This is a genomic window from Paenibacillus sp. YAE3 (assembly GCF_057546105.1).
In genome coordinates this window covers 463,949-482,498 of sequence record NZ_BAAIYF010000001.1, presented here as the reverse complement: position 1 = coordinate 482,498, position 18,550 = coordinate 463,949, and the positions used below count along the sequence as shown (strand labels likewise).

11 protein-coding genes are annotated in these 18,550 nt (G+C 55.2%); 9 read left to right on the top strand and 2 right to left on the bottom strand.

Annotated elements, in window-relative coordinates:
• Positions 1 to 16 precede the first annotated feature (16 nt).
• Together AC27KL_RS02155 and AC27KL_RS02150 are read left to right on the top strand one after the other, a co-directional pair.
• A complete protein-coding gene (locus AC27KL_RS02155; protein WP_487168642.1) occupies positions 17 to 721 on the top strand; it encodes a hypothetical protein in 705 nt (234 codons plus the stop codon).
• A gap of 19 nt (positions 722 to 740) precedes the next feature.
• Complete coding sequence (locus AC27KL_RS02150) at positions 741 to 2,060, top strand: polysaccharide deacetylase family protein (RefSeq protein WP_487168641.1); 1,320 nt, start codon at positions 741 to 743, stop codon at positions 2,058 to 2,060.
• Positions 2,061 to 2,278: 218 nt separating this feature from the next.
• Here AC27KL_RS02150 and AC27KL_RS02145 read toward each other — a convergent pair whose 3' ends face one another.
• Together AC27KL_RS02145 and AC27KL_RS02140 are read right to left on the bottom strand one after the other, a co-directional pair.
• The gene (locus tag AC27KL_RS02145; protein WP_487168640.1) at positions 2,279 to 3,217 is read right to left on the bottom strand and encodes a hypothetical protein; all 939 of its coding nucleotides are present in this window, start codon (positions 3,215 to 3,217) and stop codon (positions 2,279 to 2,281) included.
• On the bottom strand, positions 3,214 to 3,363 hold the full coding sequence (locus tag AC27KL_RS02140; protein WP_197069951.1) for a hypothetical protein: 150 nt from the start codon (positions 3,361 to 3,363) through the stop codon (positions 3,214 to 3,216). The genes AC27KL_RS02145 and AC27KL_RS02140 overlap by 4 nt, the downstream gene beginning before the upstream one ends.
• 302 nt (positions 3,364 to 3,665) lie before the next feature.
• Between AC27KL_RS02140 and AC27KL_RS02135 the strand changes: the two genes are divergently transcribed.
• The 7 genes from AC27KL_RS02135 (at position 3,666) to AC27KL_RS02105 (ending at position 18,504) form a co-directional block, all read left to right on the top strand.
• Positions 3,666 to 5,447: a vWA domain-containing protein gene (locus AC27KL_RS02135; RefSeq protein ID WP_487168639.1), complete on the top strand. Its 1,782-nt coding sequence runs from the start codon at positions 3,666 to 3,668 to the stop codon at positions 5,445 to 5,447.
• Between the two features lie 64 nt (positions 5,448 to 5,511).
• Positions 5,512 to 8,904, top strand: coding sequence for a tubulin-like doman-containing protein (locus tag AC27KL_RS02130; protein WP_487168638.1), 3,393 nt, complete (start codon positions 5,512 to 5,514; stop codon positions 8,902 to 8,904).
• Entirely contained in the window at positions 8,904 to 11,354 is a 2,451-nt protein-coding gene (locus AC27KL_RS02125) for a transcription initiation factor TFIID (protein WP_487168773.1), read from the top strand. The genes AC27KL_RS02130 and AC27KL_RS02125 overlap by 1 nt, the downstream gene beginning before the upstream one ends.
• Before the next feature lie 58 nt (positions 11,355 to 11,412).
• Positions 11,413 to 12,693 (top strand): vWA domain-containing protein, encoded by a 1,281-nt coding sequence (locus AC27KL_RS02120; protein ID WP_487168637.1) that lies wholly within the window; start codon positions 11,413 to 11,415, stop codon positions 12,691 to 12,693.
• 18 nt (positions 12,694 to 12,711) lie between these two features.
• Positions 12,712 to 13,359 (top strand): beta-mannanase, encoded by a 648-nt coding sequence (locus AC27KL_RS02115; protein ID WP_487168636.1) that lies wholly within the window; start codon positions 12,712 to 12,714, stop codon positions 13,357 to 13,359.
• Positions 13,360 to 14,056: 697 nt separating this feature from the next.
• A complete protein-coding gene (locus AC27KL_RS02110) occupies positions 14,057 to 15,319 on the top strand; it encodes a hypothetical protein (protein ID WP_212948614.1) in 1,263 nt (420 codons plus the stop codon).
• Positions 15,316 to 18,504 (top strand): GAP1-N2 domain-containing protein, encoded by a 3,189-nt coding sequence (locus AC27KL_RS02105; RefSeq protein WP_487168635.1) that lies wholly within the window; start codon positions 15,316 to 15,318, stop codon positions 18,502 to 18,504. The genes AC27KL_RS02110 and AC27KL_RS02105 overlap by 4 nt, the downstream gene beginning before the upstream one ends.
• Positions 18,505 to 18,550: the final 46 nt, after the last annotated feature.

The window sequence follows — 18,550 nt, the reverse complement described above, 5'->3', positions numbered from 1 at the left end:
CGAGGAGATATGTATCATGAACGGCAAACCGAATCCGAATATGAAAACTAGAGGCTGGCTGAAAAATCTTTTGACCGCCCGCTCTGAAACCGCATCCGAGACTGCGGCGGCCGAAATTCAGGCAATAACCGAAAACGAGGCTGAACCTGCCGTCCCGGCTTCGTCTGACGTGGAACTTTCGCTGCTGGACCAGGACAAAGCGGCTTTGGACCTCATCGTTGCCGTCGAAAACATGCTGAATGACCGCCAGCTGACCGCGTTCAGATTGAAAGACCACGAAGAGCAGCTGCAAAACGCTTACGATACCATCAATCGACTGAAAAACGAGCTGGGCAAAAAAGAACACGCGATTCTCGAAAAGGAAAAGGAGTTCCGGAACCTCGAGGACAAGCTGACGCAAAAACAAATGAGCTACGACCAGCTGCTTGAAGACTATAAAGAATATCAAAACTCCGCAAGCTCCGGCATGGAAAATTTGAAGTACCAGCTGGAAAAGGAACGGAACAAATACGCCAAACTCAATGAGGAGTTCAGCCAATACCAGCATGAAAGCGTGAGAAAAACAAAGGAGCTCGACGAAAAAATCCGGGATCTGGAGAGCGAAAACCAGAAGGTGGAAAGCCAATACCAAAAGGTGCTGGAAGAGAAAAACCATCTGCTGCAGACCATTTCCGATTTTACCGCACGCATGAATTTCTCGCTGACCCCTCCAACGGAATAACGGCAACGGGAGGTTTACCATGCAGCAACCCTATTTGACGAAGTGGCTTGAGATCCGGTCCATTGAAGAGCGGGAATCCGGCGATTTTTTGATGCAGGTGGACTTCGTCTGCGATCAGACAACCGCGATGGTTTGGAAAGTAGACTCCTTTACGGGACCGCGGATTCGCCAGGCGCTGACGGAAACCGAGGACGCCGACATAAAATTCAGGCTGTCTTTTGCGAGCGAACGCAGCTCTCTGGATCAACAACGCTACGGCCTAATTACCAGGTACGGAAGAAACGCCGTGCGGAAAGTCAAATTCGCTTGTTCAGAGACGTTTGCGGAACAGCTTGCCGTGCTGAAGCGGATCGGCGATGCCGGCGAATTGGAGGGAGCGTCTTTCATCGCTCCAAGTCTTGACGGGATTAATAGCGGCGGAATCGAGCCCGAACCCGAGCCTGATCCGAAACCTGCCAAGGCTGCAGTGAATGCCGGAAAAATAGCAAGCGTGGGCGCCGCTTTGCTGGTCCTCATTCTTATATTTTATTTCTCTTTTTCCAAATCTTCACTCATGGATGAAAAGGTTCTGGCTAATACAGACGGGACGGCCCTGGCGGAAGGCGTTGCCGCGGAGGACAAATCCGCGCAGAGGGAACGTGCGACCGCGCAAACCGAAAGGGACTCCTGGGTCAAAACGGCCGCGGCCGCCGCTGCCATTCCTGCAGCGTCCGAGCGTCCCGTCCCCCTCAAGCCGGAAATTCAGGCGCCGGCAGCTGTCGGTTTGGATGAACCGGTGAATTTCAGCGTCCCGCAGGAGGCCGTCGCGATCACTTTTGATGACGGGCCGTCCAAATACACCCAAGAGATCGTCGATATCTTGGGGCATTACCATGTCGGTGGGACATTTTTTTTCGTCGGAACCCAGGTCAAAAAGTTTCCCGAGGCGGTGAAATACGCCTCCGACCATGGCTTCGCGATCGGCAATCATTCCATGACGCATTCCAATTTGCAGAAGCTGACTGCGGAGCGGCAGCGGGCGGAAATTTTGCAGACAAACAAGCTCATCAAGGACATTACCTCAAAGCCTGTCGCGCTGTTCAGGCCGCCCTACGGCTCCATGAACGGACATACCCGAAAAGCGGCGGAAGGCGCCAACATGAAAATCGTGTTATGGAACCGCGATCCGGAAGATTGGAAAAGCAAAAACAGCCCGCAGCACGTGCTCAATTACATCGAGCATGCCCGGGCGGGGGGATCGGTCATCCTTCTGCATGAATCCGAAAAAACGGTCCGTCTGCTCCCGCAACTGATTGAATATTTGCAAAAGCAGCAGATTCCGATCGTAAATTTGGAATAGCCTTGCCCCAAGCTGCTTTGTTCATCCCCTAAATATTTCATGTTTTTAATCATATGAGGAACCCGAAAAGGCCTGCTCCATTTTGAGCGGGCCTTTTTCAAATATAACCCGGCTTTATTTTGCGGCGTTTTGCGGACGAATCCGAAAATTGCGCAGGGTTTGCGGCGGTTTTATCGTCATATAATAACGGCCCCTTTAATAGAATTTGGACACATGCCCTAATCCCAGTTCTGGAATTCGGGGTCCCAACGGTACTTTTCGTTATAGAGGGCCGACACCTCGTTGCGAAGGCCGTTCCACGTTTGATCGGGATGGCGCCGTACCAGCCGGTATAAGCGAAGAAACCGGTCTTTCGGAAGATGGCGGACGTAACGAAGAATAAAATCCGGGTATGCATCCACGTATGTTTTCATCCGGACGGCCGCGCCGGCGACAAGCGCCATGATTCGGACGCCGTTCTTCATATCGAGAATTTCGCGTTCGTACCGCAGCACGTACCGGATGGCTTTATGTTTGATCAGTTCGCGTTTGATTTTGGCCAGCTCGCCGATGTATTCCGCAAGGGCGGGTTCGAAATCGCTGATCATCAGCGGTTCGAGCGTCAGATCCATGTCTTTGCGGAGCGCAAACGACTGAAGGAGCATGATTTGCTGCAAGCGGATCCGGTCATTATGTACGATCGTCGCCATTTCCCGCAAAATTTCGTAGCCGAGCTGCTCATCGTCCTTAATGGCGGCCGAAGCCGTCGTCAAATTCGTATAAATGCCTTCGATGATCCGGCGTTCGCTGCTTCGCAGCAGCTTTTCGAGCTGCCTCCGGGTTTCGGGTTCGATCATTTTCCGCTGAAACCACCAAAGCAGGCCCGTCAGCAGGATGCCGCCCGCCAGGCAGAGGATGATCAGCAGAATCGTTTGGCTGAACAGCACGGCCGCAAGGGTGATGAGCAGGGCGATCAGACGCTCGTTTTGCATGGAACGTTTGGCTTGGATGCGGGCCTGCTGCATGACCGGAATCAGCGCTTCCCGGCCGCAATTCGCGCATCGGTCTTCCCATAGCACCGTAAAAAAACGGCAATGTTTGCAAATTCTTAACTTTTCGTAGGCATATCTCGTCTTATGATAAGGGCGTAGGATCAGCGGCTTTTTCTTGGCCATCATGCGCGATCCCCCCGCGGGTTGGCGATTTCCAGGAGCGTTTCATCGATATCCTCGGGCGTAGGAGCTTTCTTTTGTCGATGGAAGTACACGGCGATTTTGATGACGATAAAAAGAAACAAAATGCCGAGGCATCCGTATGCAATCATAATCCGCACTCCTTTCGGGGTTCAAAAACGATGAGTTCAATCGTTCGCGGGACTTAAGTCCTATGCGCAGCGCAGCGGCTGCTCTCATTGAACTTTGCCGGCTTTAATTATATCATATTATAAAAGTATTGGGAGTTTTTAGTCGCCTTATGGCGGTTCCGCTGCTAGATTTGGAAATCCGGGGATTTCGTTTTTTACGTAATTTTATCGTTTCTTAAGCATTTTTTAAGACTTTTTTCCTAAAGTAAAAGGAAGGCTTAAGAAAATCCCACAATTCACTAGAGAAGGAGTATCGAAAGTCTATGCTTCATAAAAATAAAATAGCACTCTGTCTTCTGCTGGTAGGTTTGCTGGTCATGCTGCCGGTTTGGAGCCCCGGGGTTTCGGCCGCCGCCGCGCAGCCGTCTTCCCATATCGACGCGGTGCTGGTCCTCGACGCAAGCAACTCGATGAAAACAAGCGATCCGAACGAGGTCAGCGGCGAAGCGATGAAGATGTTCATCGACATGCTCCAGGCGCAAGGGGACAAGGTGGGGATCGTCTCCTATACCGACAAAATCCAGCGGGAAAAAGCGCTGCTTACGATCCAATCGGATGCCGACAAAAACGACTTGAAGCAATTCATCGACCAAATCGACCGCGGCGCCTATACGGATATATCCGTCGGGGTGAAGGAAGCGGTCAAGGTGCTGAAGCAGGGTGCCGATCCGGGCCATGAGCCGATGATCGTCGTGCTGGCGGACGGCAACAACGCGCTCGACCCGAAATCGGGCCGCACGCAGGCGCAGTCCGACCAGGAGCTGAACCAATCGGTGCAGGAGGCAAAGGCCGGGGGCATCCCGATTTATACGATCGGCCTCAATGCGGACGGCAAGCTGAACAAAGACGCGCTTTCCAAGCTCTCGGACCAGACCGGGGGCAAGTCTTTTTCGACCAGTTCGGCCGACGATCTGCCGCAGATTTTGAGCGAAATTTTTGCCAGCCACCAAAAGCTGAAAATCGTGCCGGTCAGTTCGATCACGGCAAACGGCAGCTATCAGGAAGTCGTCGTCAACGTGCCGAACGCGAACGTCCTGGAAGCCAACATCTCGCTGATGTCCGGCAAGCCGGTGGACGTCCAATTATCCGATCCGTCGGGGAAAGACGTGCCGGTACCGTCGGCAAACGTGCAGCGCTCCACATCGAAGACGTATTCCCTGATCAAGCTCCTCAAACCGGAGCAGGGCGATTGGAAGCTGCGGGTCAAGGGCGTTCCCAAGGATAAAATCGACATCAACCTCATTTTCAACTACGATCTTGAGCTGGCCATGGAGCCGCTGAAATCGACCTCCGTCAAAAAAGGCGATACGGTCGACATCAACGCCTACCTCGTCAGCAACGGACAAAAGCTGAACAATAACGGGCTATATAAGGACATGACCGCCAAACTTCTTGTCAAGGATCTCGATACCGGGGATACGAAAGAGGTGGAGCTTGCCAATCAAGGCGACCATTTCGAAGGCTCCTACAAGGTGGAGGCGAAACATCAATACGAACTGAAGGTTCGCGCCGAGGACAAAAGCTTTTACCGGGAATCGAAGCCGGTGACCATCAGCGCCAAAGCCGCCGGCGCCGGAAGCGGATCGGCCCCGAGCGCGGACAAGGAAGACAAGAAACCATTTCCGGTGTGGCCCGTAGTGATAGGCATCGTCGTCCTGGCCGCGCTGGCCGCAGCCGCCTACTTCGTCATGGGCGCGGTCCGGAAAGCGAATAAAGGATTCGTCGGGCAGATGGTCGTGGAGATCCGCGACGAAAACACCGGCGAAAAAACGTATCCGCAATATAAAAAGCTGACCGCCTTCAAAGGCAAGTTCAACTTGCATCAGCTGCTCCAGCTTGCGCCGGAGCTGAAGGAAACGGAAAAGCTCGTATTCACGCCGGGCAAAAACGACCGGCTCATGCTCAAAAACGGCTCCGCCTGCACCGTCGAAAAATCGGGGCGCGCGGTGAACGCCGCGCAGGGAACCGAGCTGAAAAGCGGCGACCGCCTCAGCATATCGCTGCCGCAGGTGGATAAGACGATTTTGATCGAATATTTGGTGTGACGCTGAACGATTGAAACGCAAGTGAAAATATACGAACCTTGAGAAGCACTCAGGAGGGGAAAAGATGAAACCGGTAGTAAGAGAACACATCCAGCAGCTTGACGTATCGCTTGGCGGAGGAATCGTCAGCGAGAAGATCCGGGTCGATACGATCGACAATCCGATTCTCATTATTGGCCTTGGAGGCACGGGGATCGACGCGCTGTTGCGCCTGAAATACCAGATCAACCGCCGCTTCAAGCTGCCGGAGGATCCGCTGTCCAAGAAAAAAATGGAGAAGCCGTCCAACGTGGAATTCCTGGCTTTCGAAACGAACGAACAGGACCGGAACAAACGCTATAAAGGAGTGGGACTCGATTCGATCAACGAATTCGTCCTGCTTTCCAACGCCGAAATCGGCGGGCTGCTGCAGAACCGCAGCATTTTGGAGCCGTACATCACGGATTGGCTCTCCCCGGAGCTCAGCATCACCGACGGCATGAACGGCGCTGCCGGCGTGCGCCAGGCGGGACGCCTGCTGTTGTTCACGAAAATCAATCAGGTGGTTCAAGCCATCGATAAAAAGATCAAAACGCTCTCCGTCGGCACCAGCAAAAAGCTGATGGTGTTCCTGCTCACGGGCCTTTCCGGCGGAACGGGCAGCGGCTGCTTCCTGGACATCGCCTACATCGTGCGGGGCATCATCGAACGCGATTACGGCTCCGCGGGGATCGACCGCGTCAACACGCTTGGCTACCTGTTTACGCCGGACGTGAACCTGTCGAACAAAAGCCTGAGCGAACATACGCGCGAATACATCAAGAAAAACGGCTACGCCGCCTTAAAGGAGCTCGACTACTGGATGAACGTCGACGCCCGCAGCGAACGCTTCAAGCAACAGTACGGCAACATTTTGACCGTCAATTCGCCGCTGCCGCCGTTTAACCTGTGCCATCTCATTTCCGCGACGAACACCGAAGGCAAGCTGCTGGAAAACGCGTACGATTACTGCATGAACGTCACCGCCGAGAACATCACGAACTTCATGGCCAGCGAAGAAAAGCAGTCCGGCGAAGAATTCGCGATCCACGACTACATCAGCAACATCCGGACCAACATCGCGCAGATGAACAAGATGTATCCGGCCAACTACGATTACAACATTATCGGCGCATCGTCCGCGGTGCTGCCGATCGAGGAAATGACGACATACCTGGCGTACCGCCTCTTCGGTAAAATGGAATCGATGTTCGAAAAGGCGCCAAGCCAGGAAGACGTGGAGAAGTTCGCGCGCAAGCTGGGCATCGACCTCGACACGATGGTCAAAACGTTCGAATCCCGCGTGCCCGAGCCGCTGCCGGGTTACCAGAACAGCGAACGCCTGAGCTATACGAACGTCGTGAAAAACCAGGTCATCAACATGGATACCGAGCTGGAGCAGACGTTCCTGGCCCGTGCCCGCGAAGAATACATCAAAGCGAAAAAACAGCTGCCCGGCGAAATCGTGCAGCAGTTCAGCGACCAGGTGCGCCGTATCTTCCTGCATCCGCAGCAAGGTCCGTTTTACGTATCGCGCCTGCTGTACACGGAGAAGGGATTCTGCCTCCTGAAGATGCTGCTGTCCTACATCGAGACGCTGCGGGAGAATTTGACCCGCATTCCGCGCGACATCGAGGCGGCCAGGGAGCAGGCGAACGAACGGCTGGGCGATGCGAAAAGCGCTTTTGTCTCCAAGGAGAAAAAGAAAAACGTCTACATCGAAGCGAAAATCAATGAATATTGGCTGATGGCGGACGTGGAGCGCACGGAGCAGATGATCGAGTTTTACGAAGATCTGTACGATCTTTTGAATCAGGAAAACAACCGCATTTATAACGTATATACCGAAATTTTGAACGCTTTGAACGCCATCTTCGCCAAAAACGGGGACATCCTCCTGAACGGCGAGGAGCAGCAGGATCATAAAGGCAACAAAACGTACTACTGGAATATCGTCAGCGTGCCGGACATCTCCAAGGTCATCAACCGGATGATGGAGCAGAAGGACGTCGAGGATCTGATCCGCGATTTCACCCAAGAGCTGCTGGAGCATTCCGACCGGTGGATCAAAGAGCAGGAAATCGATATCGTCAGCTCCATTTCCGACTTCCTGACGGAAAAATTCGGGGATCTGATCACGAAGTCGATGGAGGATTTCCTGGTGATGAAGTTCGGGCAGGAGGAATCCATCGAGAAATTCGTCGAGCGCAAAATCGCCAGCAAGCTGGACGAGGAGGCCGTGCCGGTTTTCCATTTGAGCAACAGCGCGGGCAACTTGTATTTCCCTTCCTGGGGCTTCGTGTCGGTGCCGGTGCAGGCGCCGAGCATCCTGAAAGGAATCCGCAACTACCAGAGCAACTCGATCGGCAAATCGAATTTCACGGTGAAGGAAAGCGAAGTGAAAAACCGGATTTTCTGGCTGAACACGAAAAACGGCGTGCCGCTGTTCGTGTATACGCCGCTGAAGGTATACGAGGAAAGCTACGAACGCACCATCCTCGACAAAGAGGGCATCGGTCGCCATCTGGTGCAAACCGACCGAGCCAACTGGACGTACCTGCCGTCCCCGATCCCGGAAAAATCATGGGGCGAAACCTACGTCAATCCGCGGGTTCAAAGCTATAACGCCCGCGTCCGGGCGGAATTCGACCGGGCTCTTGCGTACAAAATCATCGTGGAAAAAGGCGTCGACCAAAACACGAGCAACCGCTACGCGGTGGTCCATACGAAGCCGTTTGATCTGGATCAGCTCCTTCGCGCTTACGACATGCAGCTTGGCGCGGCCAAGCCGAATCTCGGCGAAGTGAAACGTGCCGCCACCGAACTGAAACGGCTGCTTGAAGACGGGCTGGAGCAGGAAAACGTCAAGGATATTTTCGGCAGCATCAACGAAGAGCTGGCGAAGGAGAACCTGATCCGCTCGCCGGAGCAGATTGCGCGCGTTCGGGCGGAATTGGCGAAATATGAGGCGATTCAATCCAAGCTGAAAGAACTGGAGGCCGTCATCAACAAAAACCAGGACGAGGAAAAATGGCTCGACCAGTTTATCGAAGCGATGTATACCGGCACGATCTGCAAAAAAGGGGCGCTGTACGTCTATGACCGCGATCCGGAAGAGGAAGCGTGGGAGCCGTTCGCGAACCTGATGAAAAGCGTCAATTATGTGGAATACGAGGTTTACAAGCATTTCCGCGGGCTGGATGAGCGAAGCCGGAGCACGCTGCTGCGCAAATCCTCCCGCCGCGATCAAGAGCTGACGGCTTCCGAGGACATTTCAGGGCTGCTCGTCAAGCTGGATGATCTGTTCGGGGTATTCCTCGACGCCCGCGAGCGTCTGGAATACGAGAAGGTGGAGCTGGCCGACGGGGAAGAACGCTATCAGTTCTACAAGCAGGTCGCTTCCAAATTAAACGATATCCGCAGAAGGTTGAAATCATGATGGAGCGGGTATTGGAACGGTTCGCCGCAGGTTATGCCGCCGATCAGGATAAGCTGTCGGGCAAAGGGGATGACCAGAGCAGCATCCACTACCCGGCCGTGTTTCTGTTCATTGGGGATAAATCGACCGAGGCCATCGAGCCGATGATGCGCATCAATCATAAAAAATGGGATAACAGCGCCGGCGTCATGTATTTTCATGTCGGAACCGGCCGCGCGCCGGGAGGGCCGCATTCGGGACACGCAAGCCGGTCCGCGTCCGGGAATCCGGGGTCGGCCTCTCCGGCCTCGGAGAAAACCGAAAGTTCCAGCGGTGCCGAGCTGCGGGTCAGCCGGTTTACGATCGACGCCGGACCTGCCGGACAGGATCCCAAAACGCTCCGCAAAGAGCTGTACCGTTCCTTTTACCGGGACGAGGAGCAGCTGTACGCCCTGAACCGGGCGCTGCGGCAGCTCAGCTACAACATAGCGGACTACGGGCGGCTGTATTCGTCATTCGACCGCATTCATCTTTCTGTCATTACGCGGGTCGACGACCCGCTTAATGTGTTCATACCGGAAGTTTCCCTGCTGGCGCAGTCCATCTTCGCCCAGTCCTTCAAATCGGTGCAGATGGATTTGTACGTCCTGATCAGCGAGCGGGACCAGATGGAATCGTTCGGGTACGGCAGCTCGGCCGGGGTGGCTTTTCTCCGGGAACTGGAAGTGATGCAGAGCCCCGACTACAGCTTTTCGGCAAAGCTGCACGTGACGGAGGACGGCCTGTCCATCCCGGTCACGCACCGGCCCGCCCCGCTGTTTGATCTCGTCTACGTGCTTTCGGACAAAAACGAACGCGGCATTACCGCCGCCCACGGCATGCAGGATAACTACGAAATCATTTGCCATGTCAGCCTGCTCAAAAACCGGAAGCAAAAGGAAAGCCATTTCGACATGAATGCCGGAGGGTATAACAACACCTCCTTCAAAAACAACGTCATGACCGAATCCGGTCGTCAGGGATACGTTTCGGCAGGTTTTTCCCGCGTTAAACGGCCCAACGAGTCGATTGCGCTGGCCGTGCTGTACCACTTTTACGGCGGTTTGCTCAGCCGGATGAAAAACGTGCCGGAATGGGGCTTCAAAGAAAAAATGTCCTTTTTCGGCCTCGACCCGGCGGCCATATCGGAGCAAGCGGAAAGAATCGTCCCGGACGGCGGCAAAATCGCCGAGATGACCGGCATGATGACGCACCCGGTCAGCTACGGCTCGCTAAAGCGCATGACCCTCCGCGATGCGGAGGAGGCGTTGTTCGGCGGCGGCTGCGAGGCTTATTTCCAGAGCAACTACGTGCAGGAGACCGAGCTGCGCTTAAAGCAGCTTCAAGCCGGCGAAGGGCTGGGGGAACGGATTCGCCGCCGTTTGCGCGAGCAGTCGGCCGTGGGGATTTTCGGGATCGCGTTATGGACGGACGAAAAAAACGGCGGCAGCGTGCTGGAGGCGGTACGGAGCCGCATCCGCGATTTGTCGGGGCATCTGGAAGCCGAAAAAGCGGAGCTTGCAAGTTACTATGAGGAGCGGGTCGAAAACCAGCCGTTCCCGAAACGGCCGCTGATGGAGAAGCATAACGTCCGCAGCTTCATCCGTTTTTTCTTCGAGACGGTGTACCGGCGGAAGCTGGAGTTGCTGCGGATCGAGACCGAGCTGAAGCTGTATCGGCGTTATGAAACGGAATTGGCCCGAATCCACGCGGAATATAAGCAAAAGGCGCTGGAGCTTACGGAGGTCGAGGAGACGCTGCTGCATGCGGCCCGCGCAAGCATTCGGGAAGCCGACGATTACATCGGCCAGAACGTCATGGAATATTACGGCGTGGTCACCGAAGAACTGATGCGCGAGCTGGAGTCGCGGCGCGGCGAAGGCGTTTTTTTCGAGGAGCGGTATATGGGAAGTTTCGCCGAGCTTTTGGATGAAGGCAGGGAACGGATGTTGATGCGGCTGATCGATGTGTGCAGAAGAGAGCTGTTGGAATCGGAAGCGTTCGATCAGACCTTCGAAGAGGAGCTTTTGAACCGGGCGAACGTAACGGCGGAGTATGGCAACCGGCAAGTCCTTTCGAAGGAAGAGCTGTTCAAAAGGCTGTACCGGACGTTGGAGGAGCATGCCGTCATCAACCTGCGCCTGCTCGAATACACGCAAGAGCACCGGTACGAGGAAAAATACTTTTTCGGGGATGCGGAAAGCGAATTTATCCGGTATGCGGCCGCAGCCGACGAGACCTCCCGGATCTACAAGCTGGGCGTCGTGCATGAGAAACGCAGCAGCGGCGTCGAGAAATTGAACCTGATGGGCGGATTTCACCTTGAGGATCTGATGTATTACCGCAACGGCAAAGTTTATTACGAAACCTATGTTCAGAACGGCTACGAATTCCATGGGATCGACGCCGAACGGTTGCCGGAGCTGAAATAGCCCCGTTTTCAATCGGTCGCCGAACTTTCGTTTGGCCTTAAAGGAAAGGAAGATGGATATGCAGCGAAAATTGAATCTGCTCCTGCTGCTGTTCAGCCTGCTTGGCGGTGCCGTCGGCTACATCATCGCGGAGATCATGCTGAATACGTGGGGAAAAGACTGGCCCCGGATCGTGGCGATTGGACTCTATTTCGGCGTGCTTGCCTTATGTATCGGGCTGGGCTGCCTGATCGCCGAAGTCATGTCGCCGCGGCTGAACGGCCCCTCCTGGAAGCAGCGTTATGCGGGGACGTCGTGGAAGCTGCTGGTGCCTGCCACGCTTGTGATGATATTCGTCCTGGCGCTGGCGCTCGAATTCGTGTACGAGATCAACGGCGGGGGAACGAAGCCGGTGAAGGACATCGCGCTGGTGATCGACAACTCGGGCAGCATGACGCAGACGGACCCGGACAACGAACGATACGCCGCGGCCAAAAACATGATCGACCGGATGGACGGCGGCAACAGGGTCGCGGTGCTGGTGTTTAACGATCAGACGACGCTGCTGCAGCCGTTTGCGAAAATGAAAAACCAGGCTGCCAAGGACGAAGTGACGGCCAAAATCGACGCGCTGGAAGCGACGGACGGCGGCACGGACATCGGCCTGGCTTTGTCGGATGCGATGAAGCAGATCGAGGATGAAGGCAATGCAGGGCGGGGGACGATGGTCGTCCTCCTTTCCGACGGCGCGAGCGAGGTAGACTTGAATGCGGCCCTTGCCCCTTATAAGCAAAAGCAAGTCCAAGTGAACACGATCGGGCTGAGACTGATGGATCCGCAAGGTTCCGATCTGCTGAAGGCGATCGCGCAGGAAACGGGCGGACAGTATTACGACGTGCAAAATGCCGGCGATTTGTCGCCGGTGTTCCAAAAAATATACCGGGATGCAGGCGAGCGCACGCTGCTCACCGAGCGGACCGGACCGCAGGAGAACAGCACCCTTTACTTGATCGCCCGCATGGTTTTCCTCGCATTGATCGGCGCCGGCATCGGCATTGCGCTCGGGCTGATCTTCGATAACCGTTATCTCGCCCGCAGCTTTGGCACCGGAGGCACGGTTTCCGGGCTGCTGGCCGGATTGCTGCTGGAATTCGGATTGACGGGCGAAGATTGGAAAGACAGCATCATCCGGCTTTTGGCCTGCCTCGTGCTCGCCGGCGTACTTGCGGTATTTACGGCGATCGTGCCGGTCAAAGAGAACGGAAAGATCGAAGCGGGCCTGCATCGTCCAGGCCAAGCAGGGCGTTCGCGGAACGGATTTGCCGGCCGGAACCCAAACAGCAACAGCAGAGGATTTTAAACGGGAGGAGAAAACGGGATGAGGTTCATCGATGCGGATATCAGCTCCATGCTCATTCGCGGCGTGACCCATCAGCTGGATGGAGACCGCTGCACGCTCCGCTGGCGTTGGCCGGAGGATATCAAGGCGGTCTATATCGAGCGCAGCATGGCGGGGGAAGAGCCGATGCCGGATGCCCGCCGGCCGAACATGAGCAGGCTGAAGCTGTATACCCGGAACGAATATAAAGCGGCGAACGGATATCACGACCGGATCGACGGGGTCGGCAAGGTCGTGTATACGATTTATGCCGCCACCGAAACGGAGGAGGGCCCGGCGCTGATCCGCCAGCATGACGGCCAGAACCGGAAGGAATTCAGCACGGGCAAAGCAAAGGTGTGGTTTTCCATCCGCCACAAGGGCGGTTGGCTGCAAAAATACAAGTCGGTGCAAATCAAGGTAACCACCGAGATTCCGATCCCGAAAGAAGCGCTTTGTTACGTCAAAAAGGCCGGCGGCTATCCGGCGAATAAAGACGACGGCACGCTGTACCCTTTCGTGGCGGACTTCGAGGCCGGCGTAAACGTACTGCCGGTGATCGAGGTCGGCAAAAACGATTACGTGCGGCTGTTTTTCACCGACGGGAAGAAATATGGGCAGATGTATGAGTTGGTGCCGGAATCGTAAATTGGGCGCTCCATGTAAATTCCCTTCGGCCTCTGTTGAAGTCGTGTTATATGGGGACTGAGCATCACTCCGCATGCGGATCATTCTTCCGATCGCTGTTGCCCCCAGATTCCTATGGAATATATGTTATGGTAGGAATCCGGGGACAAAGGCGACCGCTGACGCTTCTTCAGAATGATTCCGCCTGCTCCGTTGAAGCAAGGACATAACACGACTTCAAAGGATGCACGCAAACTCTCCGGGCAATTTACATTCCGCTTGGTGTTTCGAGAGGAAAGTGTGGGCTAATTCGGAGGAGGAAGGGACTGCCTTCGCCTGCTCCGTTGAAGCTGAAAATAACGCAACTTCAATAAATTTTATAGGGATCGCGCACCCAAACGAGAAGTTTCTTGCTTTAGGAAGTATAATGTAGTAGGAAGACGCATAAGACGAACGCAAACGGTCGCGAGAGGACGAATCGATAGGACGCCGTAATCGGCAGCTCGATTCCGTCCATCGCGTCGGCCCGCTGCGCAATGCTCGGCATAAAGTCATATTAGCCTTATTTATAGAGTGAAGTTTTAATAACATAAACGAATCATTCCATAAAAAGCTTCATCATGAACTATTTCTTTATTTTTGATATCATGATCGATACGCACAGGCAGCAGGGCTGCCGTGCGGCAACCCACCAGCCAAAGGGGGAAGAGGGAAACCAATGGGCATTTTCAATATGTTCAAAAAGAAACCGATCGCCGAGCCTAGGCCGCTTTTTTACGATATTGTGTGTCCGTATTGCTTCAGCAAATTCGCGCCGGACGAGGTCGTGTTCCGCGCGGCTCACAGCCGGGAGGACGACGAGGATTACGCGCTGCAGGAGGACGAGGTGCTGAACCGGTACCGCGAGCGCTTCGGCTTGGACTCGGTGTATGACATGGAGGCCATTTTGCGGCCAAGCGACATTCCCGAGGAACGCCATATTTATTCCGATCACGTGCTGGTCGGCCTGAATGACCGTTACGGGGTGGTGACGCGCCGCCGCTTGTGCCCGAAATGCCATAACGAGCTCCCGGTCACGTCGGGCAAGGTGCCGAGCAACATCATTTCAATTATCGGCGCTTCCCAGGTCGGCAAATCCGTCTACATGACGTCGCTGATCCATACGCTGCAGCATTCGACGGCCGACCACTTCAATGCGGCATGCATGCCGCTGAATGCGGAAATCAGCCGCAAATTCCGGACGATGTACGAGGAACCCCTGTTTGAGCGTGGGGATTTGCTGGCATCGACCCAGAAGGAAAAAATGCAGGAACCGTTCATTTTCCAATTCGTGTTCAAGGACGAGAGCAAACCGCCGCTGACGCTGGTGTTTTTCGACGTGGCGGGCGAAGGGATGGTCGACGAGGATTATCTTGGCCTGCACGGCCAGCATATCAAAAATTCGGCGGGCATCCTGTTTATGGTCGATCCGCTGCAAATTCGCTCCATCCGCGATAAAATCCGCATCCAAATGGGAGACGAGCCGGGAGAGTGGGTACCGCAGTACGACGAGCCGCGCGACGTGGTGCTGACGTTGTTCGGCGACTTTATCGCTTACGAGGATAAGGGGAAAACCGACATTCCGACCGCCGTGGTGCTGACCAAAAGCGATATGCTTCACTCCTTGAAGGACGAAGACGGCGAGTATATCAAATCGAACAGCAACGTGTTCCACAACATGGTGCACCGAAAGGCGCTCAATTTGACCGAATTCGAAAATATCGACGGCGAGATCCGCCGTTTCATCGAAAAGGTGGACCGCCCGTTCAAAGGCACGATGGACGTTTATTTTTCCAACACGGCGTATTTTGCGGTATCGGCGCTTGGCAGCAACCCGGTCAACCAAAAAATGCAGTCCGTCGTCAGCCCGATCCGCGTGGATGAGCCGTTTATCTGGCTGATGTATAAGCTGAATTACATAGAGGGGAGAGTCGACGCATGATGTTACCCCCGAATGTAGTGCAGCAGCAAATGTATACGCGCGAGCGTCGGGGCATTTTCCGCGATAATGAAGGGTTTGACACCGTCGCCCGTTCCTCGGGACTGGATCAAGCCTATATCAAAAAGGTGCTGCATCCGTATTGCCAATACGATGCCCCTGCCGAACTTGCGGCACGAACCGAGAAGGAAGGACAGGAATATCCGGATGCGCTGCACGTCATCCATACCGAATCCGGCGATACGATCGTCGGACGGAGCGTATTCCAGCAGGCGGATTTTACGGGGCTGCGCAGCGCCTTTTTTACGCATAACTACGTCATTCCCGCAGATTTCAAAGATTCGCCGGAAACGGATTACCGCACCTGGCTGAACGCTTCGTTTGCCGAACGGTACGATGTCGAGCAGGGGATGGACCTTCCGGAACTGCCCGCCATCCCGGCCAAGGACCATGACGGCCATCTTACCCGGGCGGAGGCGCTCGGGCTGCTTCAGGAGCTCAAAATCGACGAGCAGGCGTTCAAGCAGCTGCTGTTTGCGGCGATGGCTTCGGTGGCCGGCAAGAAAAAGGTCTACATTGTGCTGGACGTGCCGATCGAGCAGCTGTCCGAAAAAGCGAAACGGCTTTTGGCGCTGCTTTTTGCCAGCCTTCCTTACGGCATCCGCCGTCAGCTCGGCTTCCAGACTTATGCGCGGGAGCCTCAGAGCAAAAAAGGCGTCCAGATGATGTTCGTCGAAAAAGGAAGCTTGCGGCTGAACGACCGCAGCATCGAAAAGGACTTTCTGTTCGAGCTGGCGGCCGGGCGCATATTAAACGCCGATCTGGACTGGGACGACCAGCCTTACTTGGATTTTGCCTGGGCTAACCTTGGCAATCCGGAGCGGGCGGAGCGGTTTTACGATTTTTCGGCCCGGATGCTCAAAGACATGGAGCCGATCCGTCAAATCGCGATCGCCAGCTACCACGAGCTTGCCGTGCTTTTCCAAATGGAAGAAGGAAACCTGGAGCTGTACGAGCCGAACAGGCTAAGCGTGCTTCGGGCGATGCTCGATTTATTGGAACCGGCCGGTTCCCTGCCTGCAAAGATGCGGCTGAACGATTTGTTCCTGGCCAGCTTCGACCTGGAGTTTGACCGGGTCAAACAAGGAGAGCTGCCCGAGCTTGAAATTCTGGAATGCATCAAGGACTATTACCGGGTCGATAAAAAACACAGCGAACGGAAGATCGTGGAGTATTTTATCCGTGCGCTGAATAACGCCATAACCCTTGGCCGCAAGGATCTGCTGTCCGCGATCTATGGAATGATCGAAAGCGATGCGGACCTGTGCACGGCATTTTTTGGCCGGGTGCTCGCAAGCCAGGGGCTGCCGAAGCTGATGTTTAACCCATATATCGAAAACCGGCTGAAAAAAGCGATGAAAGCGCGGGACGTGGCGGACCTGCTGCATCGCTGGGTGACGTCGCATCCGGTGGTGTTAAGCAACGACTTTTTTGTCCAAACCGCCGAAAGTCAGTTGATAGACAAGCTGCGGAAGGAAGCCGAGCCGGTCAAAGCCGTCAATCAGGTGCTGGATCAGCTGGACGAGCTGGACCAGGATCCGCAGCATGGTTTTTCGCTGGTGGAAGGAGGCTCGTTTTTCGTCGACAGGCTGATGTATGCGGCGAACCTGTTCCTCCTGAAGGACGTGCAGCTCGACAAGATCACGAAAGAGCAGCTGCTGCAAATCGGCTTTTTGAACAATCCGAAGGAGTTCCGCTCCTGGGTGTCGCGGTTTGACACCCGCACCCGTTCGAAAGCGGAGGTCATGCTGGCCGCGCACCGCTGGTTTACGAGCGTGGAGCCGGACCCGTCCCTGCTGAAAGGACTTTCCCCGGAGGAGCGGGACGAGCTTCAGCGTCTTGCCCGAAATTGGCTGCGGAAGGAAGTCGGGTTATCCCGTTTCGGCAGCATCACGCTGGCATTCTGTTACGATGTGGATGCAGGGGCGGTGGATTACAACGGGCTGATGGAATTTTTGCATAAGCATGCGCCTCATCCCGAGACGGTCTACGAATTTATCGAATGGTCCGCGAAGGAGCCGGCGTTCGTGCGGCCGCGCGGGTTGATTCCGGCCTACGCGACGGCGATTTTGAATTATTTCCAAAATTACGATGCTGCCGCGTTCAAAAACAAAGAAAACGTGCGCAAATATTTCGACGCGGCGGCTCCGGAGTTAAAAGCGGTCTACGACAAAGCCAGATACGAGCTGGCATCGCCGCTTGTGAAGTTTTTCCGGGGCAACCCGAGAGTATTCAAGCTCAGCGCGGTGCTGATGTTAATGATCGTCGTGATCGGGGGCATGCTGATCGTCATGCAGGCCAACGGCGGGTTCAAAAAAGAGCCGGAGAAGCAGGTGAACGCCGAGGCGAAACCGCCCGTTGCGGCGACCGAAAACCAAAATAAGGCGGAGGAGCCGAAGGAACCGGTCGAGGCAGCGAAGGAAGTGCCGGTCTTGACGTCCAAAACGATCAAAAACGCGGACAAAACCCGCGTGACCCAGCTTGTTTTCCATTTCAAGCAGCCGGCTTCCTGCCGCGATTTCGTCGCAAACGAAGTGACCGTCATGGGGAAAGACGGAAGCATCATTTTGGAAGTCCCGACGCCGCGTTTCGTTCATGCATGCGCGGAAGAAACGGCATCGGATCAAGGCGCGGGTTCCGCGGATGGAACGGGGACGCTGTCGGGGGCGAACGGTACGGAAGGAACGGCAGGAGGCCAAAATACGGCGTCCGGCTCGGACGGTTCGGCCAACGAAACCGGAAATCCGGAAGATGCCGTCGCTTCGGATGGCACGGCATCCGGCCGGGAAGGGACCGCAGGAACGGATGCGTCCGGCACGTCCGCCAACGGGGGGGATAACCCCGGCGGCAGCGGGGCAGCCGGAACGGCGGAGAACGGCGGTCCGGAAGCTTATACGAGCACGGTAACGCTCAAACTGATCAAAAAGCTGGACCTGAACAAGGTGGACCAGGTGCTGGTCGATAACGTGCCTTACGTCATCATACCGGAAGACCAGTTAGGCAAAACGGACGTGACCGGGGAGGGCGCGTCCACTACGGATACCCAAAATACAGTGGAGGGCGGCACCGAAAACGGTTCGCTGGGCGGCACCCAAGATACGGGAAATGAATCGGGAGAATCGCCATAAAATAAACAGAGCGTCCTGATCCTCATTGGAGGAAAGGGCGCTCTTA